The following is a 17,869-nucleotide window of genomic DNA, read 5'->3' as shown; positions in this document are numbered from 1 at the left end:
GCCTCATTCCTTGGTCATGAGCGAATCCACATATCCCGCTATGGATTCGAGGGTCGGGCAGTCGTACACGATCGTCGGCGGGAGATCGAGGCCGGTCGCCTCGGCGGTCTTGTTGCGGAGGTCGACCGCCATGAGGGAGGTGAATCCGATTTCCAGCAGGGGTGTTTCGGGGCGTACCTCGGTCGCGGAATCCGCGCCCATCACCTCGGCCGCGAGTTCGCGCAGCAGGGACAGCAGCAGCGAGGGCCGCTCCTCGGGGGAGGCGGCAGCGAGGCGGGCTGCCGTGGTCGGCTCGTCCGGGCCGGCGGGCTCGGCGCTCTCCGTGGCCGCCGCGCGCTGTGCGGGGGCGGTGCGGGGGGCCGGGGCCACTTCGTCGAGCCAGTAGGAACGGTGCTGGAAGGCGTACGGCGGCAGTTCGGCCAGGGCGGCGGCGTGGCCGTCGGTCTGGGCGGACCAGTCGACGGGGGTGCCGCGCACGTGGAGGCGGGCGAGGGCCGTGAGGAAGGCGGTGGTCTCGTCCTGGTCGCGGCGGGCGAGCGGGACGGTCTCGGCCCGGCCGGCGGGTGCGTCTTGGCCGCTGATGCACTCGGTGACCATGGAGGTGAGCACGCTGTCGGGGCCGACCTCGAGGTAGGTGCTGACGGACTGCTCGGACAGCCAGCGGACGCCGGAGGCGAAGCGGACGGTGTCGCGGACGTGGCGTACCCAGTAGTCGGGGGAGGCCAGGTCCTCGGGGGTGGCGGCCGTGCCGGTGAGGTTGGAGACGACGGGGATGCGCGGCGGCGCGTAGGTGAGCCCCTTGGCCACCGTGGCGAACTCGTCGAGCATGGGGTCCATGTGGGGCGAGTGGAACGCGTGACTGACCGTCAGTTGCTTGGTGCGACGGCCCTGTTCGGCGAAGTGCGCGCCGAGGCGGGCGACGGCGTCGGCGTCGCCGGAGACGACCACGGAGGCGGGGCCGTTCTCGGCGGCGAGGGCCAGGTGCTGCTCCTGGCCGGTGAGCAGCGGCCGTACCTCGTCGGCGGAGGCCTGGACGGCGAGCATCGCGCCGCCGGGCGGGAGGGCCTGCATGAGGCGGCCCCGGGCGGCGACCAGCGCGGCCGCCTCGGACAGCGTCCACACACCCGCGATGTGCGCGGCCGTCAGTTCGCCGATGGAGTGTCCGGCGACGAAGGCGGGTCGCACGCCGAACGCCTCCAGCAGCCGGTACTGGGCGACTTCGAAGGCGAAGATGCCTGCCTGGGTGTAGGCGGTGCGGTTCAGCAGCTCGCTCTCGCCGAAGACGACGTCCCGCAGCGGCACTTCGAGGTGCGGGTCGAGCGCGGCGCACGCCTCGTCGAACGCCTGGGCGAAGACGGGGAAGCGTCGGTGCAGGTCGCGGCCCATGCCGGGCCGCTGGGAGCCCTGGCCGGAGAACAGCACGGCCAGCGGGTCCCGGGCGGTGGGGGCGGGGGCGCCCCGGACGATCTGGGGCGCGCCGCTGCCGCGGGCCAGCTTGGCCAGGCCCCGGGCGAGGGTGTCGCGGTCTCCGCCGACCACCACGGCGCGGTGTTCGAAGGGGGTGCGGCCCGTGCCCAGGGTGCGGGCGACATCGGCCAGGGGCGTCTTCGGGTGGGCGGTGAGGTGCGCGGCGAGCCGGGTCGCCTGGTCGCGCAGGGCGCGGGGCGTGCGGGCGGCCAGGGGCCAGGCGAGGGGGGCGGGGGACAGCTCGTGGGCCTCGGGCTCGGGGGTGTCCTCCCGGGGCGTCTCCTCCACGATCAGGTGGGCGTTGGTGCCGCTGATGCCGAAGGAGGAGATCCCGGCGCGGCGGGGGCGTTCGGTGCGGGGCCAGGGGGCGGGGTCGTGGAGGAGTTCCACCGTGCCCGCGGTCCAGTCGATGTGGGTGGTGGGGCGTTCGGCGTGCAGGGTGGGCGGCAGGGTCTCGTGGCGCAGCGCCATGAGCATCTTGATGACGCCGCCGACGCCGGCCGCGGCCTGCGCGTGGCCGATGTTGGACTTCAGGGAGCCCAGCCGCAGCGGCCGGGCGGTGTCGCGGCCCTGGCCGTAGACGGCCTGGAGGGCCTGGGCCTCGATGGGGTCGCCGAGGGTGGTGCCGGTACCGTGGGCCTCGACGGCGTCGATGTCGGCGGTGGTGAGGCGGGCGTCGGCCAGCGCGTCCTGGATGACGCGCTGCTGGGACGGCCCGTTGGGTGCGGTCAGGCCGCTGCTGGCGCCGTCCTGGTTGACGGCGCTGCCGCGCAGCAGCCCGAGTACGCGGTGTCCCTCGCGGCGGGCGTCGCTCAGGCGTTGCAGGTACAGCACGCCGACGCCCTCCGCCCAGCCGGTGCCGTCGGCGTCGGCGGAGAAGGACTTGCACCGCCCGTCGGGGGCCAGGCCCCGCTGGCGGGCGAACTCGACGAAGGTGCCGGGGGTCGCCATCACGGTGACTCCGCCGGCCAGCGCGGTGGTGCACTCGCCGCGGCGCAGCGCCTGGCAGGCCAGGTGCAGGGCGACCAAGGAGGAGGAGCAGGCGGTGTCGAGGGTGAGGGCGGGGCCTTCGAGGCCGAGTGAGTAGGAGATGCGGCCGGAGGCGACGCTGGGGGCGCTGCCGGCGCCGATGTAGCCCTCGTAGCCGTCGGGTGCGGGGCGCAGCCGGGAGCCGTAGTCGCTGTACATGACGCCGACGTAGACGCCGGTGCGGCTGCCGCGCAGGGTGCGCGGGTCGGTGCCGGAGCGTTCGACGGCGGCCCAGCTGTGCTCCAGCAGCAGCCGCTGCTGGGGGTCGATGGCGAGGGCTTCCTTGGGGGTGATGCCGAACAGGCCGGCGTCGAAGGCGGTGGCGTCGGCGAGGAAGCCGCCCCGTCGGGTGTAGCAGGTGCCGGGGGTGTCGGGGTCGGGGTCGTAGAGGCCGTCCAGGTCCCAGCCGCGGTCGGCGGGGAAGTCGCCGACGGCGTCGGTGCCTTCGGCGACCAGCGTCCACAGGTCGTCCGGGGAGGTGACGCCGCCGGGGTAGGCGCAGCTCATGCCGATGACGGCGACGGGTTCGTGCCGGGCCCCCTCGAGTTCGTCGATGCGGCGGCGGGCCTCGCGCAGATCGAGGGTCATCCGCTTGAGGTACTCGAGGAGTTTGGGGTCCTGGTCGTTCATCACGCGGCTCCTTCCGTGGCCTCGGCGCCGGCCTGGGCCCGGGTTGCGGCCTGGGCCGCCCGGACGCGCGCGGCGATGCCCTTCGGGGTGGCGTCGTTGTAGAGGTCGACCATGCGGACCGTGACGTGGAAGCGGCTCTCGATGCGCTGCACCAGCTGGGCGCCGAGCAGCGAATGGCCGCCGTGGGCGAAGAAGTTGGCGCCGGCGTCGATGTCGGAGCGGTGCAGCAGCTCCCGCCACAGGCCGACGAGGCCCGCGACGACCTCGTCGCTCTCCTCGGTGCCGGGACCCTCGGCGGTGCGGGCGGTGCGGCGTTCGCCGGCGAGCCGGGTCAGGGCCAGGTGGTCGGTCTTCTGGCTGACGGTGGTGGGGAAGGCGTCCACGGTCTCGTACTCCTGCGGTACGGCGGCGCCGGGCAGGGCGGCGCGGGCGTGCTGCCAGAGCCGTCCGGCGAGGCCGTGGGGGTCGGCGCCGTCCTCGGGCACGAGGAAGGCGACCAGCGCGGGGCCGGAGGGGGCGTCGTCGACGACGACGGCGGCGCCCGAGACGTCGGGGTGTTCCAGGAGTACGGCCTCCACCTCGCCGAGTTCGATGCGGTTGCCGCGCACCTTGACCTGCCGGTCGACCCGGCCGTGCAGTTCGAGGGCGCCGGTGGGCAGCCAGCAGGCGAGGTCGCCGGTGCGGTAGTAGCGCCCGTGTACGGGGTGGACGGCGAAGCGTTCGGCGGTCAGTTCCGGCCGGTTGTGGTAGCCGGCGGCGACTCCTCGTCCGGCGACGCACAGTTCGCCGCGCACCCCGACGGGCAGTTCGCGGCCCGCGTCGTCGGCGACGAACGCCACCGTGTTGGCGATGGGGACGCCGATGTCGACGCGGTCGGTGCCGTCGGGGACCAGGCCGGAGGTGGAGTAGACGGTGGTCTCGGAGGGGGCGTAGGCGTTGCGCAGTTCGCAGCCGGCGGCGGTGATCTTCCGGGCGAGCGCGGGTGGCAGGGGTTCGCCGCCGGTGAGGGCGCGGCGGCCGCCGAGCAGGTCGCCGGCCGCGTCGACGATGATCCGCCAGGTGGTGGGGGTGGCCTGGATGATGTCGACGCCGTACCGGGTGAGAATCTCGCGCAGGGCCTCGCCGTCGGTGCGGGCGGTGTCCGGGGCCACGGCGACCCGGCCGCCGCTGACCAGGGGCAGGAACAGCTCGACGGAGGAGATGTCGAAGGTGAAGGTGGTCAGCCACAGGGTGGTCTCGCCGGGGGCGGCGCGCAGTTCGCCGGCGAAGTGCGCGATGACGTTGGTGACGCCGGCGTGGGTGATGACCGTGCCCTTGGGCTGTCCGGTGGAGCCGGAGGTGTAGATCAGGAAGGCGGTGTCGTCCGGGCCGGGTACGGCGGCGAGGTCCTCGTCGCGCGGTACGGCGGTGGTGGCGCCGGCCGTCGCCATGGCGAGCACCGGCACGCCCGGCGCGGCCTCGACGTCGACGCCGTCGGCGGCGAGTACGGCGGTGGCCCCGGAGTCCTGGAGCAGATAGGCGATCCGCCGGGCGGGGTGGTCGGGGTCGAGGGCGACATAGGCGGCTCCGGCCAGCCAGGTGCCGAGGACGGCGGCGGCCAGCTCGGGGCCCCGGCGTCCGGCTACGGCGACCACGGAACCCGGGGTGACGCCGGCCGCGGTGAGCCGGTCGCGGTCGGCGAGCGCGGCCGCCCACAGGGCGCCGTAGGAGGCCTCGCGGTCGCCGCTGACGACGGCGGGCGCCTCGGGCGCGGTACGGACGCCGCGGGCCACCGACTCCAGGAGCGTGGCCGGGGTGACCTCGCGGGCGGTGGCGTTGGCGGCGGCGATGACGGCCGTGTCGCGGGCGCCGTGCACCGGGATCTCGCCCATCGGCCGCTCCGGGTCGGCGCCGAGGGCGACCAGGAGGGCGTCGTAGCGCTCCAGCAGGAGTTCGGTGTCGGTGCGGCTGAGGATCTCGGTGTAGAAGACGCCCCGGATCCTGATCTCCTCGGGCGAGGAGAAGAAGAAGAACTCGAGGTCGAACTTGCTGTGCCCGTTCTCGACCAGCAGCCGGCGGGCGGGCGTCCCGTCGATCTCGAAGTGCTCGGGACCCGCGTCGGGCACATAGTTGAACAGGTGCCGGAAGACGGTGTTGCGCCAGGTCGCCCCGGTGTGCTGGACCTCGGGCAGCAGCGCGTCGACGGGGACGTCGGTGTGGGTCATCGCGCCGAAGAAGGCGTCGCGGGCCCGGGCGGTCAGGTCGCCGAAGCCGGCCGCGAGGTCGACGTGGGCGCGCAGCGGCAGCGTGTTGACGTGGTAGCCGATGGCCCTCGGGGCCTGCGGGCCGCGGACGTTGACGGGTGAACCGACGACCAGGTCGGGACCGGCGCCGTGCCGGGCGAGCAGCAGGTAGTAGGCGGCGAGCAGGATCACGGCCTCGGGGGCGCGCAGTTCGCGTTGCAGCCGCCGCACCGCCTCGTGGGCCTCGGGCGTCAGGGAGTGCAGGACGTAGTCGCCGGTCAGGGTGGGCTCCGGCACGTCCTCGGTGCCGCAGGCGAGGCCGAGCGCGCTGGGGTCGAAGCCCTTGAGGTGCTCGCGCCAGTAGGCGAGGCTCGCCTCCTCGTACGGGGCGGACCGCAGCGGGCGCTGGACCTCCAGCAGGCTGTCGGGGATGCCGAGCCCGGCCGAGACGGCCTCGTACGCCTCGATGAACTCCTGGAGGAGGATCGCGGAGGAGATGGTGTCGAAGACGATGTGGTGGACGACTATGCACACCACGTCGCCGTCGGGGCCCTGGAGGTGGGCGGCGCGCACCAGCGGCTGCCCGTCGAAGGCGAACGGCCTGCGCACCACGGCGTCGATCTCCGCGTCGACGGCGTTCCCGTCGGTCCCGTCGGTCCCGTCGTTCCTGTCGGTCCCGTCGTTCCCGTCGGTCCCGTCGATGGCCCGGCTCTCCAGCTCCACGGTGAACCGGTCGGCCGGCACCACCTGCTTCACCAGGCCGGCCGCCGTGCCGTAGAAGACGGTGCGCAGGATGTCGTGCCGGGCCAGGAGGGCGTCCAGGGCCTGCTGGATCTCCCACTCCCCCAGCGTTCCCTCGGCGGTGAAGACGATGGAGAGGTTGTTGACCGCGCTGGCCGGGACGAGCTGTTCGAGCAGCCACAGCGCCTGTTCCTTGCGGTTGGCCGCGACGAGAGCGGGCGCCGGGCCGTTCACCGGCGACGTGGGAGTGGTGAGCATTCCGGTTTCCTTCTTCGCAGGTCGAAAGGCGCGGGCGGGCTGTTGACCAGGGGTCAGGCGCGGTCCGTGATCAGGCGGGAGACGGCCCGGGCGATCTCGGGTGTGCGCAGCAGGTCGACGTGGGCGACGTCGAAGCGCAGTTCCTCGGCCGGGAGGTCGTCGAACTGGCCGGGGTGCAGGGCACGCAGCGCGTTGAGGCCGCTGGTCGGCGTGGCGGAGGTGATCACGGTGGACCGGCGCCAGGCGGGCAGCGGCTCGATCTGCTCGGCGGTGGCCAGGTACGACAGGAACGCGCCCGCGGTCTCGGTCAGTTCGGCCCGACGGGCGGCGTCGAGCCCCAGCTTGTCGAACGCCTTGCCGGCCACCGAGTGGTAGATGAGCAGCAGCCGGCGGGCCAGGTCGGACAGGTTCGGGCTGTCCTCCTGGGCGCGCTGCCCGGCGTCCTGGGCGGCGCCGGTCTCGGCGGGCCCGAGGGTCGGCGTCATCTGGTCCACGGCCTTGTGGAACTGCCAGTACATGCTGGCCGCGGAGGCACGCTCCGGGTCGAACAGGACGGTCAGCGGGAAGCTGCCCTGCCAGGCCTCGACCTCGTGGGCGAGGGCGGCGGCGTAGACGCTGCCGGCGCAGAACCCGAGGACCGCGCGGACCGTGCGCCCACTGGCCCTGACCTCGTCCGTCCACTGCTTGACGTACGCCTCGGCGGGCAGGTCGGGGCGAGTGGCGACGGCCTGCGGGACGGTCTCCCACACGGTCAGGCCGCCGCCGAGGTGTCCGACGAAGTCGGTGAACCGGGCCTCGGCGCGGCCGCTGGCGTCGAAGTCGGCGGCCAGCACCACGGAGGTGGGGTCGCCCCCGGTGAGGACGTTCCAGGTGGTGGGTGCCTTGCCGGTGGACGCGCGGACGGTCGCGTTCGCGTTGGCGGTGGGTGCCTCGGTCATGGGGTGGTCCCGTTCTCTCGGTGGCTGGGGCGGTGGCTGGGCTGAGGGGTGGGGCAGGGGGTGGGGCAGGAGGCGGTGCGCGATCGGTGTCTCAGGAGGGGCGTCCGAACTCCTCGTCGATCAGCTCGAGGATCTCCGCGGCCGACGCCCCCTGGATGCGGGCGACCGCGTCGGCCTCCTCGGCGGCCCCGTCCGGTCCGTCGTGGGCGTCCGCCGACCAGACGGCGAGCAGCCGCTCCAGCCGGGCGGTGACCGTCCGGCGCAGGTCGGCGTCGGCGTCGGCCGTCGACGCGGCCTCCAGCCGGTCCAGTTCGGCGAGCACCGGCTCGGGCGCGCCCTGCGGACGCTGCGTCACCCACAGGTGATCGGCGAGGTCGACGGGGGTGGGGTAGTCGAAGACCAGCGTCGCGGGCAGCGGGCCGCCGGTGACCGCGCTCAGCCGGTTGCGCAGCTCGACGGCGGTGAGCGAGTCGAACCCGAGGCTCTTGAAGGGCTGTTCGTCCTCCACACGGCTGTCGTCGGGGTGCCCGAGCACCGACGCCACCGTGGTGCGTACCAGCCGCAGGCAGACCTGCCGCTGCTCCTCCTCCGCCAGCCCGGTGAGCCGCTCGGACAGCGACTGCGCCGTCCGCCCGGAGCCTCGGGGCGCGGAACGCGGGACCAGCCCGCGCAGCCTGGGTGCCAGTCCGCCCGCCTCCGCCCGCTCCCGCAGCGCCGGCCGGTCGAAGCGGGCGGCGACGAGCACCGGCCGCGGGTCGCCGAGCGCGGCGTCCAGCAGTGCCAGCCCCTCGCCGACGGTGAGCGCCCGCAGCCCGCCGAGCCCGGCCCGCGCCGCGCCCATGCCGTCCTGTTCTCCCGTGCCGCCCCACAGTCCCCAGGCGACGGAGGTGGCGGGCAGGCCTCGCGCGTGCCGGTACTCGGCGAGCCCGTCGAGGAAGGAGTTGGCGGCCGCGTAGTTGGCCTGACCCGCGTTGCCGACCTGCCCCGCGACCGAGGAGAACAGCACGAACGCGGCCAGGCCGAGGTCACGGGTGAGCCGGTGCAGTTGCCAGGCACCCTCCGCCTTCGGCCGCCACACCCGGGCCAGCCGCACCGCGTCCAGTGACTGCACCACACCGTCGTCCAGGACGCCGGCGGCGTGCACGACGGCGGTCAGGGGGTGCTCGGGATCGACGGAGGTGATCAGGCGGGCGAGGGCGTCGGGGTCGGCGGTGTCGCAGGCGGCCAGTGTCGCTTCGGCTCCGGTCGCTTCCAGGTCGTGGAGCAGCTCGGTGGCGCCGTCGGCGTCGGGCCCCCGCCGGCTCGTCAGCAGCAGGTGGCGTACGCCGTGTACGGCGGCCAGGTGCCGGGCGACGGCCCCGCCCAGGGCACCGGTGGCTCCGGTGATCAGGACGGTGCCCTCGGGGTCGAGGGCGGGGGCCGCTCCGGCGGTCCCCGCAGCCGGGGTCAGGCGGGGAACGGTCACCTCCTCGCCCCGGACACGCAGTTCGGACTCCCCGGCGGCGAGGGCACGCGGCAGGATCCGACGGCCGGCCTCGTCCTCCGGGTCCATGTCGACGAGCACGACCCGGCCCGGGTTCTCCGACGCCACGGTGCGCAGCAGGCCCCAGGCGGCGGTGACGTCGAGAGCCACATCGCCACCGGGTACGGCGGCCCGGCCGAGGACGGTCAGCACCGAACCGTCCTGCTCCGGGTCCGCGAGCCACTCCTGGACCCCGGCCAGCAGCCGTTCCGTCCCGGCGAGGGCACCGGCGGCGTCCTGAGTATTGCCGCCGCACGTGAGGAACACGTGGTCGCGGGGCGACTCGGACGGGGGCAGTTCCAGTCGGTTCCAGACCACCTCGTGCAGCGGGTTGTTCGTCCTGCCCGTCGTGCGGAGTTGGTCGGGGGTGATGGGGTGGAGGGTGAGTTGGGCGATGGTGAGGTCGGGGGTGGTGATCGTGACGGTGGTGTCGGTGGTGGGGGTGAGGGTGACGTGGACGGTGGTTGCTTCGGTTGCGGTGTGGGCGGTGATGCCGGTCCAAGTGTGCGGGATCAGGGTCTGGTCGGGGTCGGTGGTGGCGAGGAGGGCGTGGAGGGCTGCGTCGAGGAGGGCGGGGTGGAAGGTGTGGCCGGTGGGGGTGAGGGTGTCGGGGAGGGTGACGGTTGCGTAGAGGGTGCCGGTGGTGGGGTCCTTGGTGAGGTGGGTGAGGTTCTGGAAGGCGGGGCCGTAGTGGTAGCCGTGGTCGCTCAGGCGGTCGTAGAGGCCGGTGAGGTCGACGGGGTGGGTGCCGGGCGGGGGCCAGGCTGCGGGAGTGGGGGCTTTGTCGATCTGGGCTGTGGTCAGGGTGGCGGTGGCGTGCAGGGTCCAGGTCGTGTCGTCGCCGTCGGGGCGGGTGTGGATGGTCAGGGCGCGGGTGCCGTCCTCGGCGGGGGGCTGGGCGGTGACCTGAAGCGTCAGGTGCGTGTGCTCGTCCAGGACCACGGGCGCGAGGAGAGCCAGGTCGTCGACGGTGGTGTGGCCGGTGTGGGTGGCGGTGTGCAGGGCGAGGTCGACCAGCGCGGTGCCGGGCAGCAGGACGGTGCCGGCGATGGCGTGGTCGGCCAGCCATGGCTGGGCGGTGAGGGAGAGACGGCCGGTCAGCAGCAGATGACCGGAGTCGGCCAGCTCCACCTGCGCACCCAGCAGCGGGTGCGTGGGGCTCTCGAGACCGGCGCCCGTCACGTCCGCGCGGGCGGTGCCCTGAAGCCAGTACCGCTGACGCTGGAAGGCGTACGTGGGCAGGGTGATCCGGCGTCCACCGGAGAGGAGGGGACCGAAGTCGACTGCGGCTCCGGACTCGTAGGCCGCTGCCAGCGCCGACAGGAAGGTGCGCTCCTCGTCCCTGTCCTTGCGGAGTACGGCGGTTGCGATGAACTCGCCTGATCCCAGGGTGCCTTGGACCATCGCGGTCAGTACGGGGTCCGGGCCCAGCTCGATGAATCGGCTCACGCCGTCGGCGGCGAGGGTCTGGACGCCGTCGTGGAAACGGACCGTGCCACGGATGTGGCGGGCCCAGTACGCGGGGTCCGTCAGCTCTGCTTCCACCAGCTGGCCGGTCACATTCGACACGACGGGGATCGCCGACGGGTTGAAGGTCAGGGTCGAGGCGACCTGTGTGAACTCCTCCAGCGCCTCGTCCATGTGCGGGGAGTGGAAGGCGTGACTGACCGTCAGCCGCTTCACCTTCACACCCGCACCGGTGAACCGCTCCGCGATCTCCTCCACCGCGTCCGCGTCCCCGGAGATGACAGTCGCAGCCGGCCCGTTCACCGCAGCCAGGTCCACCCTGCCCGCGAACTCCGCCATCACCGGCGCGACCTGGGCTTCAGGGGCGGCGACAGCGAGCATCGCCCCACCCCCACGCGCGGCCTGCATCAGCCGCCCCCGAGCCGCCACCAGCGCCCCCGCGTCGGCCAGAGACAGCACCCCCGCCACATGCGCAGCGCTCAGCTCACCGACCGAATGCCCGATCAGCACATCCGGCCGCACCCCGAAGGACTCCACCAGCCGGAACAACGCCGTTTCCACCGCGAACAGCGCCACCTGCGTGTACTGCGTCTGGTGCAGCAGCTCGGACTCGCCGAAGACCACCTCCTTCAGCGGGTGTGCGAGATGCGGATCCACCGCCGCGCACACCGCGTCGAAAGCCTCCGCGAACACCGGCTGCGAGGCATACAGCTCCCGCCCCATCCCGGCCCGCTGACTCCCCTGCCCGGTGAACAAGAACGCCGTACGACCGGCGTTCGCGGCACCCACCGGTGTCTCACCGGCCGCCAGCGCGCCCAGCCCCGCCACCAGCTCCGTACGGTCGCCACCCAGCACCACGGCCCGGTGCTCGAACACCGTCCGGGTCTCGGCCAGGGACCGCGCGATGTCGCGCACCCCCAGAGACGGGTCCGCGGTCACGAACTCCCGCAGCCGCCCCGCCTGGTCCCGCAACGCCGCCTCGGAGCGCGCGCTGAGCACCCAGGGCAGCACACCCGCCGCCTCCGGCTCGGCCTCGGCGACCGTCTCCTCCGGCGGTGCCTGTTCCAGGATGATGTGTGCGTTCGTCCCACTGATTCCGAAGGAGGAGACGGCTGCCCGGCGCGGGCGGTCAAGCTCCGGCCAGGCGCGCTCCTCCGTCAGCAGGGACACCGCTCCCGCCGACCAGTCCACGTGCGGGCTCGGCGCGTCCACGTGCAGGGTGCGCGGAAGGACTCCGTGCCGCATCGCCTGCACCATCTTGATCACTCCGCCGACACCGGCGGCGGCGAGGGTGTGGCCGACGTTGGACTTCAACGAGCCGAGCCAGAGGGGCTGTTCGGCGTCACGTTCCTGGCCGTACGTCGCGATGAGCGCCTGGGCCTCGATCGGGTCGCCCAGCTTCGTTCCGGTACCGTGCGCCTCCACCGCGTCCACGTCGGCGCCGGTCAGCCGGGCGTTGGCCAGGGCCTGCCGGATCACCCGCTGCTGCGAGGGGCCGTTCGGCGCGGTAAGGCCGTTGGACGCGCCGTCCTGGTTGACCGCGCTGCCGCGGACCACGGCGAGGACGGGGTGTCCCTTGCGCTGGGCGTCGGAGAGGCGTTCGACGAGGAGCATGCCGACGCCCTCGCCCCAGCCGGTGCCGTCGGCGGACTCGGCGAAGGCCTTGCAGCGGCCGTCGGGTGACAGGGCCCGCTGGCGGCTGAACTCCACGAAGTTGACGGGACCCGCCATGACGGTGGCGCCACCGACCAGGGCGAGGGAGCACTCGCCCTGACGCAGCGCCTGGGCGGCCAGGTGCAGGGCGACGAGGGAGGAGGAGCAGGCCGTGTCGACGGTGATCGCCGGGCCCTCGAGGCCCAGGGTGTAGGCGACGCGGCCGGAAGCGATGCTCGTGGTGGTGCCGGTGGAGACGTATCCCTCGATTCCCTCGGGGAGCGCGCCGACACGGGTGACGTAGTCGCCGGTGATCACGCCGGCGTAGACGCCGGTGTCGCTGCCGCGCAGGGTGCGCGGGTCGATGCCGGCCCGTTCCAGTGCCTCCCAGGAGGTCTCCAGGAGCAGCCGCTGCTGCGGATCCATGGCCAGGGCCTCGCGCGGGCTGATGCCGAAGAAGTCCGCGTCGAACTCGGCGGCGTCGTAGAGGAAACCGCCCTGGCGGGTGTAGGAGTGGCCGGCCGACTCGGGGTCGGGATCGTACAGATCCTCAGCCCATCCCCGGTCTGCGGGGAACTCCCCGACCGTGTCCACGCCGTCGGCGAGCACCCGCCACAGTGCCTCGGGGCTGTCCGCGCCACCCGGGAAACGGCATGCCATGCCGACGATGACGATCGGGTCGTCGTCGTCCGTGACGGAGGCCGCGGCCCGCCCGGCCGGTGCCGCGGCGACGGCGGCAGGGGTGTCGACCAGGGTCTCGCGCAGGTGGGCGGCGAGCGCGGCCGGGGTGGGGTGGTCGAAGATCAGGGTCGATGACAGGCGGCGGCCGGTGGCGGCGCTGAGGCGGTTGCGCAGTTCGACGGCGGACAGCGAGTCGAAGCCCATCGTCTTGAAGGCCCGCCCGGGGTCCAGGACTTCGCCACCGGTGCGGCCGAGTACGGCGTCCACCTCGGTACGTACGACGTCGAGCAGCGCTTGGAGCTGGTCGGCGTCGGACAGCCGGGCCAACCGGGCGGACAGGGCCTGGTCGCCGCTCGGGGCGGCCGTCCCGGTGCGGCGGCGGGCCGGGGTCCGCAGCAGGCCGCTGAGCAGCGGGGGAAGCGGGCCGTGCGCGGCGCGGGCGCGCAGCGCGGGCGTGTCCACGGCCACCGGCACGAGGGAGGGCCGATGGTGGCCGAGCGCCGCGTCGAGGGCGGCGAGGCCCTGTTCCTCGGTCAGGGGGGCGACACCGGTGGCGGTCATCCGCTCCAGTTCGGCGGGGGTCAGGGTGCCGCCCATGCCGTGGGTGGTGTGCCACAGGCCCCAGGCGAGGGAGGTGGCGGGCAGGCCGTGGGCGTGACGGTGGTGGGCGAGGGCGTCGAGGAAGGTGTTGGCGGCGGCGTAGTTGGCCTGTCCCGGGTTGCCGAGGAGGCCGGCGGCGGAGGAGTACAGGACGAAGGCGGCGAGGTCGTGGTGGCGGGTGAGGTGGTGCAGGTGCCAGGCGGCGTCGACCTTGGGGCGCAGGACGGTGGTGAGCTGGGTGGGGGTGAGGTGGGTGAGGAGGGTGTCGTCGAGGACGCCGGCGGTGTGGATGACGGCGGTGAGGGGGTGGTCGGGGTCGATGGTGTCGATGAGGTGGGCGAGGGCGTGGGGGTCGGCGGTGTCGCAGGCGACCAGCGTCGCTTCGGCTCCGGCTTCGCGGAGGTCGTCGAGGAGGTCGGTGGCGCCGTCGGCGTCGGGGCCGCGGCGGCTGGTCAGGAGCAGGTGGCGGATGCCGTGCCGGGTGGTGAGGTGACGGGCGAGGAGACGGCCGAGGGAACCAGTGGCACCGGTGATCAGGACCGTACCCTCCGGATCCAGCTCCCGCGGGACCGTCAGCGCTACCTTTCCGGTGTGCCGGGCCTGGCTCATGTGGCGGTAGGCGTCACGGGCCCGGCGAAAGTCCCAGGCGGCGACCGGCAGCGGCGTCAGCGCCCCGGCCTCGAACAGGGCCAGCAGCTCCTCCAGCATCTCCCGGACACGGTCCGGACCGGCGTCCATGAGGTCGTACGCCCGGTACGTCACTCCCGGATGACGTGCGGCGACCTCGTCGGCGTCGCGGATGTCCGCCTTGCCGATCTCGAGGAAGCGTCCGCCGCGCGGCAGCAACCGCAGCGAGGCGTCCACGAACTCCTTGACCAGGGCGTCGAGGACGACGTCCATGCCCCGGCCGTCGGTGGTGGTGAGGAAGTGCTGTTCGAAGTCGGTGGTGCGGGAGTTGGCGAGGTGGGCGTCGTCCAGGCCGAGGGTGCGCAGGGTGTCCTGCTTGCCGGGTGAGGCGGTGCCGTAGACCTCGGCACCCAGGTGGCGGGCGATCTGCACGGCGGCCATGCCGACACCGCCGGCCGCCGCGTGCACCAGCAGCCGCTCCCCGGCCCGCAGGCCGGCCAGGTCCACCAGCCCGTAGTACGCCGTCAGGAAGACGATCGGGGTCGCCGCCGCCTGCGCGAACGTCCAGCCGTCCGGAACGCGGGCCAGCGTACGGTGGTCGGTGACGGCCACCGGGCCCCCGCCGTCGGCGAACAGCCCCATCACCCGGTCCCCGGGCGCGAACCGGCTCACCCCGGGCCCGGTCTCGATCACGACACCGGCGCCCTCGCTGCCCATGGGCGCATCGCCGGGGTAACTGCCGAGGGCGATCAGCACATCCCGGAAGTTCAGGCCGACCGCCCGTACGGCGACCCGCACCTCGCCCTCGCCCAGCGGCCCGGTCGCCGAGGGCGAGGCGACGAGGGCGACGTTGTCCAGGGTTCCCTTGCCGGTGCTGCCGAGGTGCCAGCCGGGAGTGTCACCGGGCGGTACGAGGACGGGGTCCGCGGACGCCTTGGCCAGCCGGTTGGCGTACAGATCACCGTTCCGAAAGGCAAGTTGGGGCTCCTGCGTGGCCACCGCCGCCCACAGGGCACCGGCGGACGGCTCCTCCCCGTCGGCGCCCAGGTCGAGCAGCGTGAAGCAACCGGGCGACTCGCTCTGCGCGGTACGGATCAGGCCCCACACAGCAGCACCGGCCAGGTCGGTGACGTCCTCACCGGCCCGGGTCGCCTGCGTGCCCCGGGTGACCACGACCAGCCGCCCGGCGCCGAACCGCTCGTCCGCCAGCCACCGCTGGACCAGGTACAGCGCCTCCGTCACGGCGGTGTGCGTGGCCGCCACGACGTCATCGTCTCCGGCCGTCGTACGACGGAGGTCGACGAACACGACGTCCGGCACGGCGGCACCGTCGGCGAGCAACTCGTCCGGACCGGAGTGCGTTGTCGCTCCCCCGCCCAGGGCGTCGGCGAGCGTCGATCCCTCCGCGCCGATGACGGCGGCACGGAGACCGGACGCCGGGCCCTCCTCGGCCGACAGCGGCACCCAGTTCAGTACGTGCAGCGTGTCGCGGGAGGCCGGAGACGCGGTCCGGAGTTGGTCGGCGGTGATGGGGTGGAGGGTGAGTTGGGTGATGGTGAGGTGGGGGGTGGTGATCGTGAGGGTGGTGTCGGTGGTGGGGGTGAGGGTGACGTGGAGGGTGGTGGTTGCGGTCTCGGTGGGGGTGTGTGTGGTGATGCCGGTCCAGGTGTGGGGGATGAGGGTGGTGGTGGGGTCGGTGCTGGTGGCGAGGAGGGCGTGGAGGGCTGCGTCGAGGAGGGCGGGGTGGAGTGTGTGGCCGGTGGGGGTGAGGGTGTCGGGGAGGGTGACGGTCGCGTAGAGGGTGCCGGTGGTGGGGTCCTGGGCGAGGTGGGTGAGGTTCTGGAAGGCGGGGCCGTAGTGGTAGCCGTGGTCGCTCAGGCGGTCGTAGAGGCCGGTGAGGTCGACGGGGTGGGTACCGGGCGGGGGCCAGGCTGCGGGGGTGGGGGCTTTGGCGATCTGGGCTGTGGTGAGGGTGGCGGTGGCGTGCAGTGTCCAGGTGGTGTCGTCGCCGTCGGGGCGGGTGTGGATGGTCAGGGCGCGGGTGCCGTCCTCGGCGGGGGGCTGGGCGGTGACCTGAAGTGTCAGGGTGGTGTCTTCGTCGAGGGTGGCGGGGGCGTGGAGGGTGAGGTCGTCGACGGTGGTGTGGCCGGTGTGGGTGGCGGTGTGCAGGGCGAGGTCGACCAGCGCGGTGCCGGGCAGCAGGACGGTGCCGGCGATGGCGTGGTCGGCCAGCCACGGCTGGGCGGTGAGGGAGAGACGGCCGGTCAGCAGCAGATGACCGGAGTCGGCCAGCTCCACCTGCGCACCCAGCAGCGGGTGTCCCGCCGTTTCCAGGCCTGCGGTGGTGACGTCCGTGCGGGCGATGCCTAGCAGCCAGTAGCGCTGGCGCTGGAAGGCGTACGTCGGAAGTTGGATTCGGCGACCACCGGACAGCAGCGGGCCGAAGTCGACCTCGGCTCCGGACTCGTAGGCGCCCGCAAGCGCGGACAGGAACGTACGCGCCTCGTCCCTGTCCCTGCGCAGGACAGCCGTTGCCGTGAACTCCCCAGCTTCCAGCACTCCTTGGACCATCGCGGTCAGGACCGGGTCCGGGCCGAGTTCGAGGTAGGTGGTGACGCCGTCGGCGGCGAGGGTCTGGACGCCGTCGTGGAAACGGACCGTGCCACGGATGTGACGGGCCCAGTACGCGGGGTCGGTCAGCTCCTCGGCTGTCGCGAGCCGGCCCGTGACGTTGGAGACGACCGGAGTCGTCGGCGGGTTGAAGGTCAGGGTCGAGGCGACCTGTGTGAACTCCTCCAGTGCCTCGTCCATGTGCGGGGAGTGGAAGGCGTGACTGACCGTCAGCCGCTTCACCTTCACGCCCTCACCGGTGAACCGCTCGGCGATCTCCTCCACCGCGTCCGCGTCCCCGGAGATGACAGTCGCAGCCGGCCCGTTCACGGCCGCCAGGTCCACCCTGCCCGCGAACTCCGCTATCACCGGCGCGACCTGGGCTTCAGGTGCGGCGACGGCGAGCATCGCCCCACCCCCACGCGCGGCCTGCATCAGCCGCCCCCGAGCCGCCACCAGCGCCCCCGCGTCGGCCAGGGACAGCACCCCCGCCACATGCGCGGCGCTCAGCTCACCGACCGAATGCCCGATCAGCACATCCGGCCGCACCCCGAAGGACTCCACCAGCCGGAACAACGCCGTTTCCACCGCGAACAGCGCTACCTGCGTGTACTGGGTCTGATCGATCAGCCCCGAAGCGTCACCGAAGACGATGTCCTTCAGAGGCCGATCCAGATGCGGGTCGACCGCCGCGCACACCGCGTCGAAAGCCTCCGCGAACACCGGCTGCGAGGCATACAGCTCCCGCCCCATCCCGGCCCGCTGACTACCCTGCCCGGTGAACAAGAACGCCGTACGACCGGCGTTCACGGCACCCACCGGTGCCTCACCGGCCGCCAGCGCACCCAGCCCCGCCACCAGCTCCGTACGGTCACCACCCAGCACCACGGCCCGGTGCTCGAACACCGTCCGGGTCTCGGCCAGCGAGAACGCCACATCCCGCACCCCGAGCGAGGAGTCGGCGGTCACGAACTCCCGCAGCCGCCCCGCCTGCTCCCGCAACGCTTCCGCCGAACGAGCCGACAGCACCCAGGGCAGCGGCGCACCCGTCTCCGGCTCGGCCTCGGCAACCGTCTGCTCAGGGGCTTGCTCGAGGATGACGTGGGCGTTCGTCCCGCTGATCCCGAACGACGACACCGCCGCACGCCGGGGCCGCTCCAGCTCCGGCCAGGCGCGCTCCTCCGTCAGCAGGGACACCGCTCCCGCCGACCAGTCCACGTGCGGGCTCGGCGCGTCCACGTGCAGGGTGCGCGGCAGCATGCCGTGCCGCATGGCGTACACCATCTTGATGACGCTGCCGACGCCCGCCGCCGCCTGCGTGTGGCCGACGTTGGACTTCAACGAGCCCAGCCACAGGGGCTGTTCGGCGTCACGTTCCTGGCCGTACGTCGCGATGAGCGCCTGCGCCTCGATCGGGTCGCCCA

Annotated in this window: 4 protein-coding genes; all 4 read right to left on the bottom strand. The window is 73.4% G+C overall.

Going from position 1 to position 17,869, the window contains the following annotated elements; translation table 11 throughout:
* Window positions 1-3: 3 nt before the first annotated feature.
* Window positions 4-3,129: a type I polyketide synthase gene (locus ACWGJM_RS42195; protein WP_453417065.1), complete on the bottom strand. Its 3,126-nt coding sequence runs from the start codon at window positions 3,127-3,129 to the stop codon at window positions 4-6.
* Complete coding sequence (locus tag ACWGJM_RS42190) at window positions 3,126-6,347, bottom strand: non-ribosomal peptide synthetase (RefSeq protein WP_453417064.1); 3,222 nt, start codon at window positions 6,345-6,347, stop codon at window positions 3,126-3,128. Before ACWGJM_RS42190 ends, ACWGJM_RS42195 begins: the two co-directional genes overlap by 4 nt.
* Before the next feature lie 53 nt (window positions 6,348-6,400).
* Complete coding sequence (locus ACWGJM_RS42185; protein WP_453417063.1) at window positions 6,401-7,285, bottom strand: hypothetical protein; 885 nt, start codon at window positions 7,283-7,285, stop codon at window positions 6,401-6,403.
* A gap of 91 nt (window positions 7,286-7,376) precedes the next feature.
* The coding region (locus tag ACWGJM_RS42180; RefSeq protein ID WP_453417062.1) for an SDR family NAD(P)-dependent oxidoreductase at window positions 7,377-17,869 on the bottom strand (10,493 nt) is incomplete at its 5' end.

It is taken from the genome of Streptomyces sp. NPDC054834 (assembly GCF_053611185.1).
Note: the sequence above shows the minus strand (reverse complement) of the source record. Positions and strands in the feature narration are given on the sequence as shown.

Bases quoted from the DNA above. Each gene is read 5' to 3' on its own strand.
- ACWGJM_RS42190 (WP_453417064.1), bottom strand. From the start codon at position 6,347: ATGCTCACCACTCCCACGTCGCCGGTGAACGGCCCGGCGCCCGCTCTC.
- ACWGJM_RS42185 (WP_453417063.1), bottom strand. From the start codon at position 7,285: ATGACCGAGGCACCCACCGCCAACGCGAACGCGACCGTCCGCGCGTCC.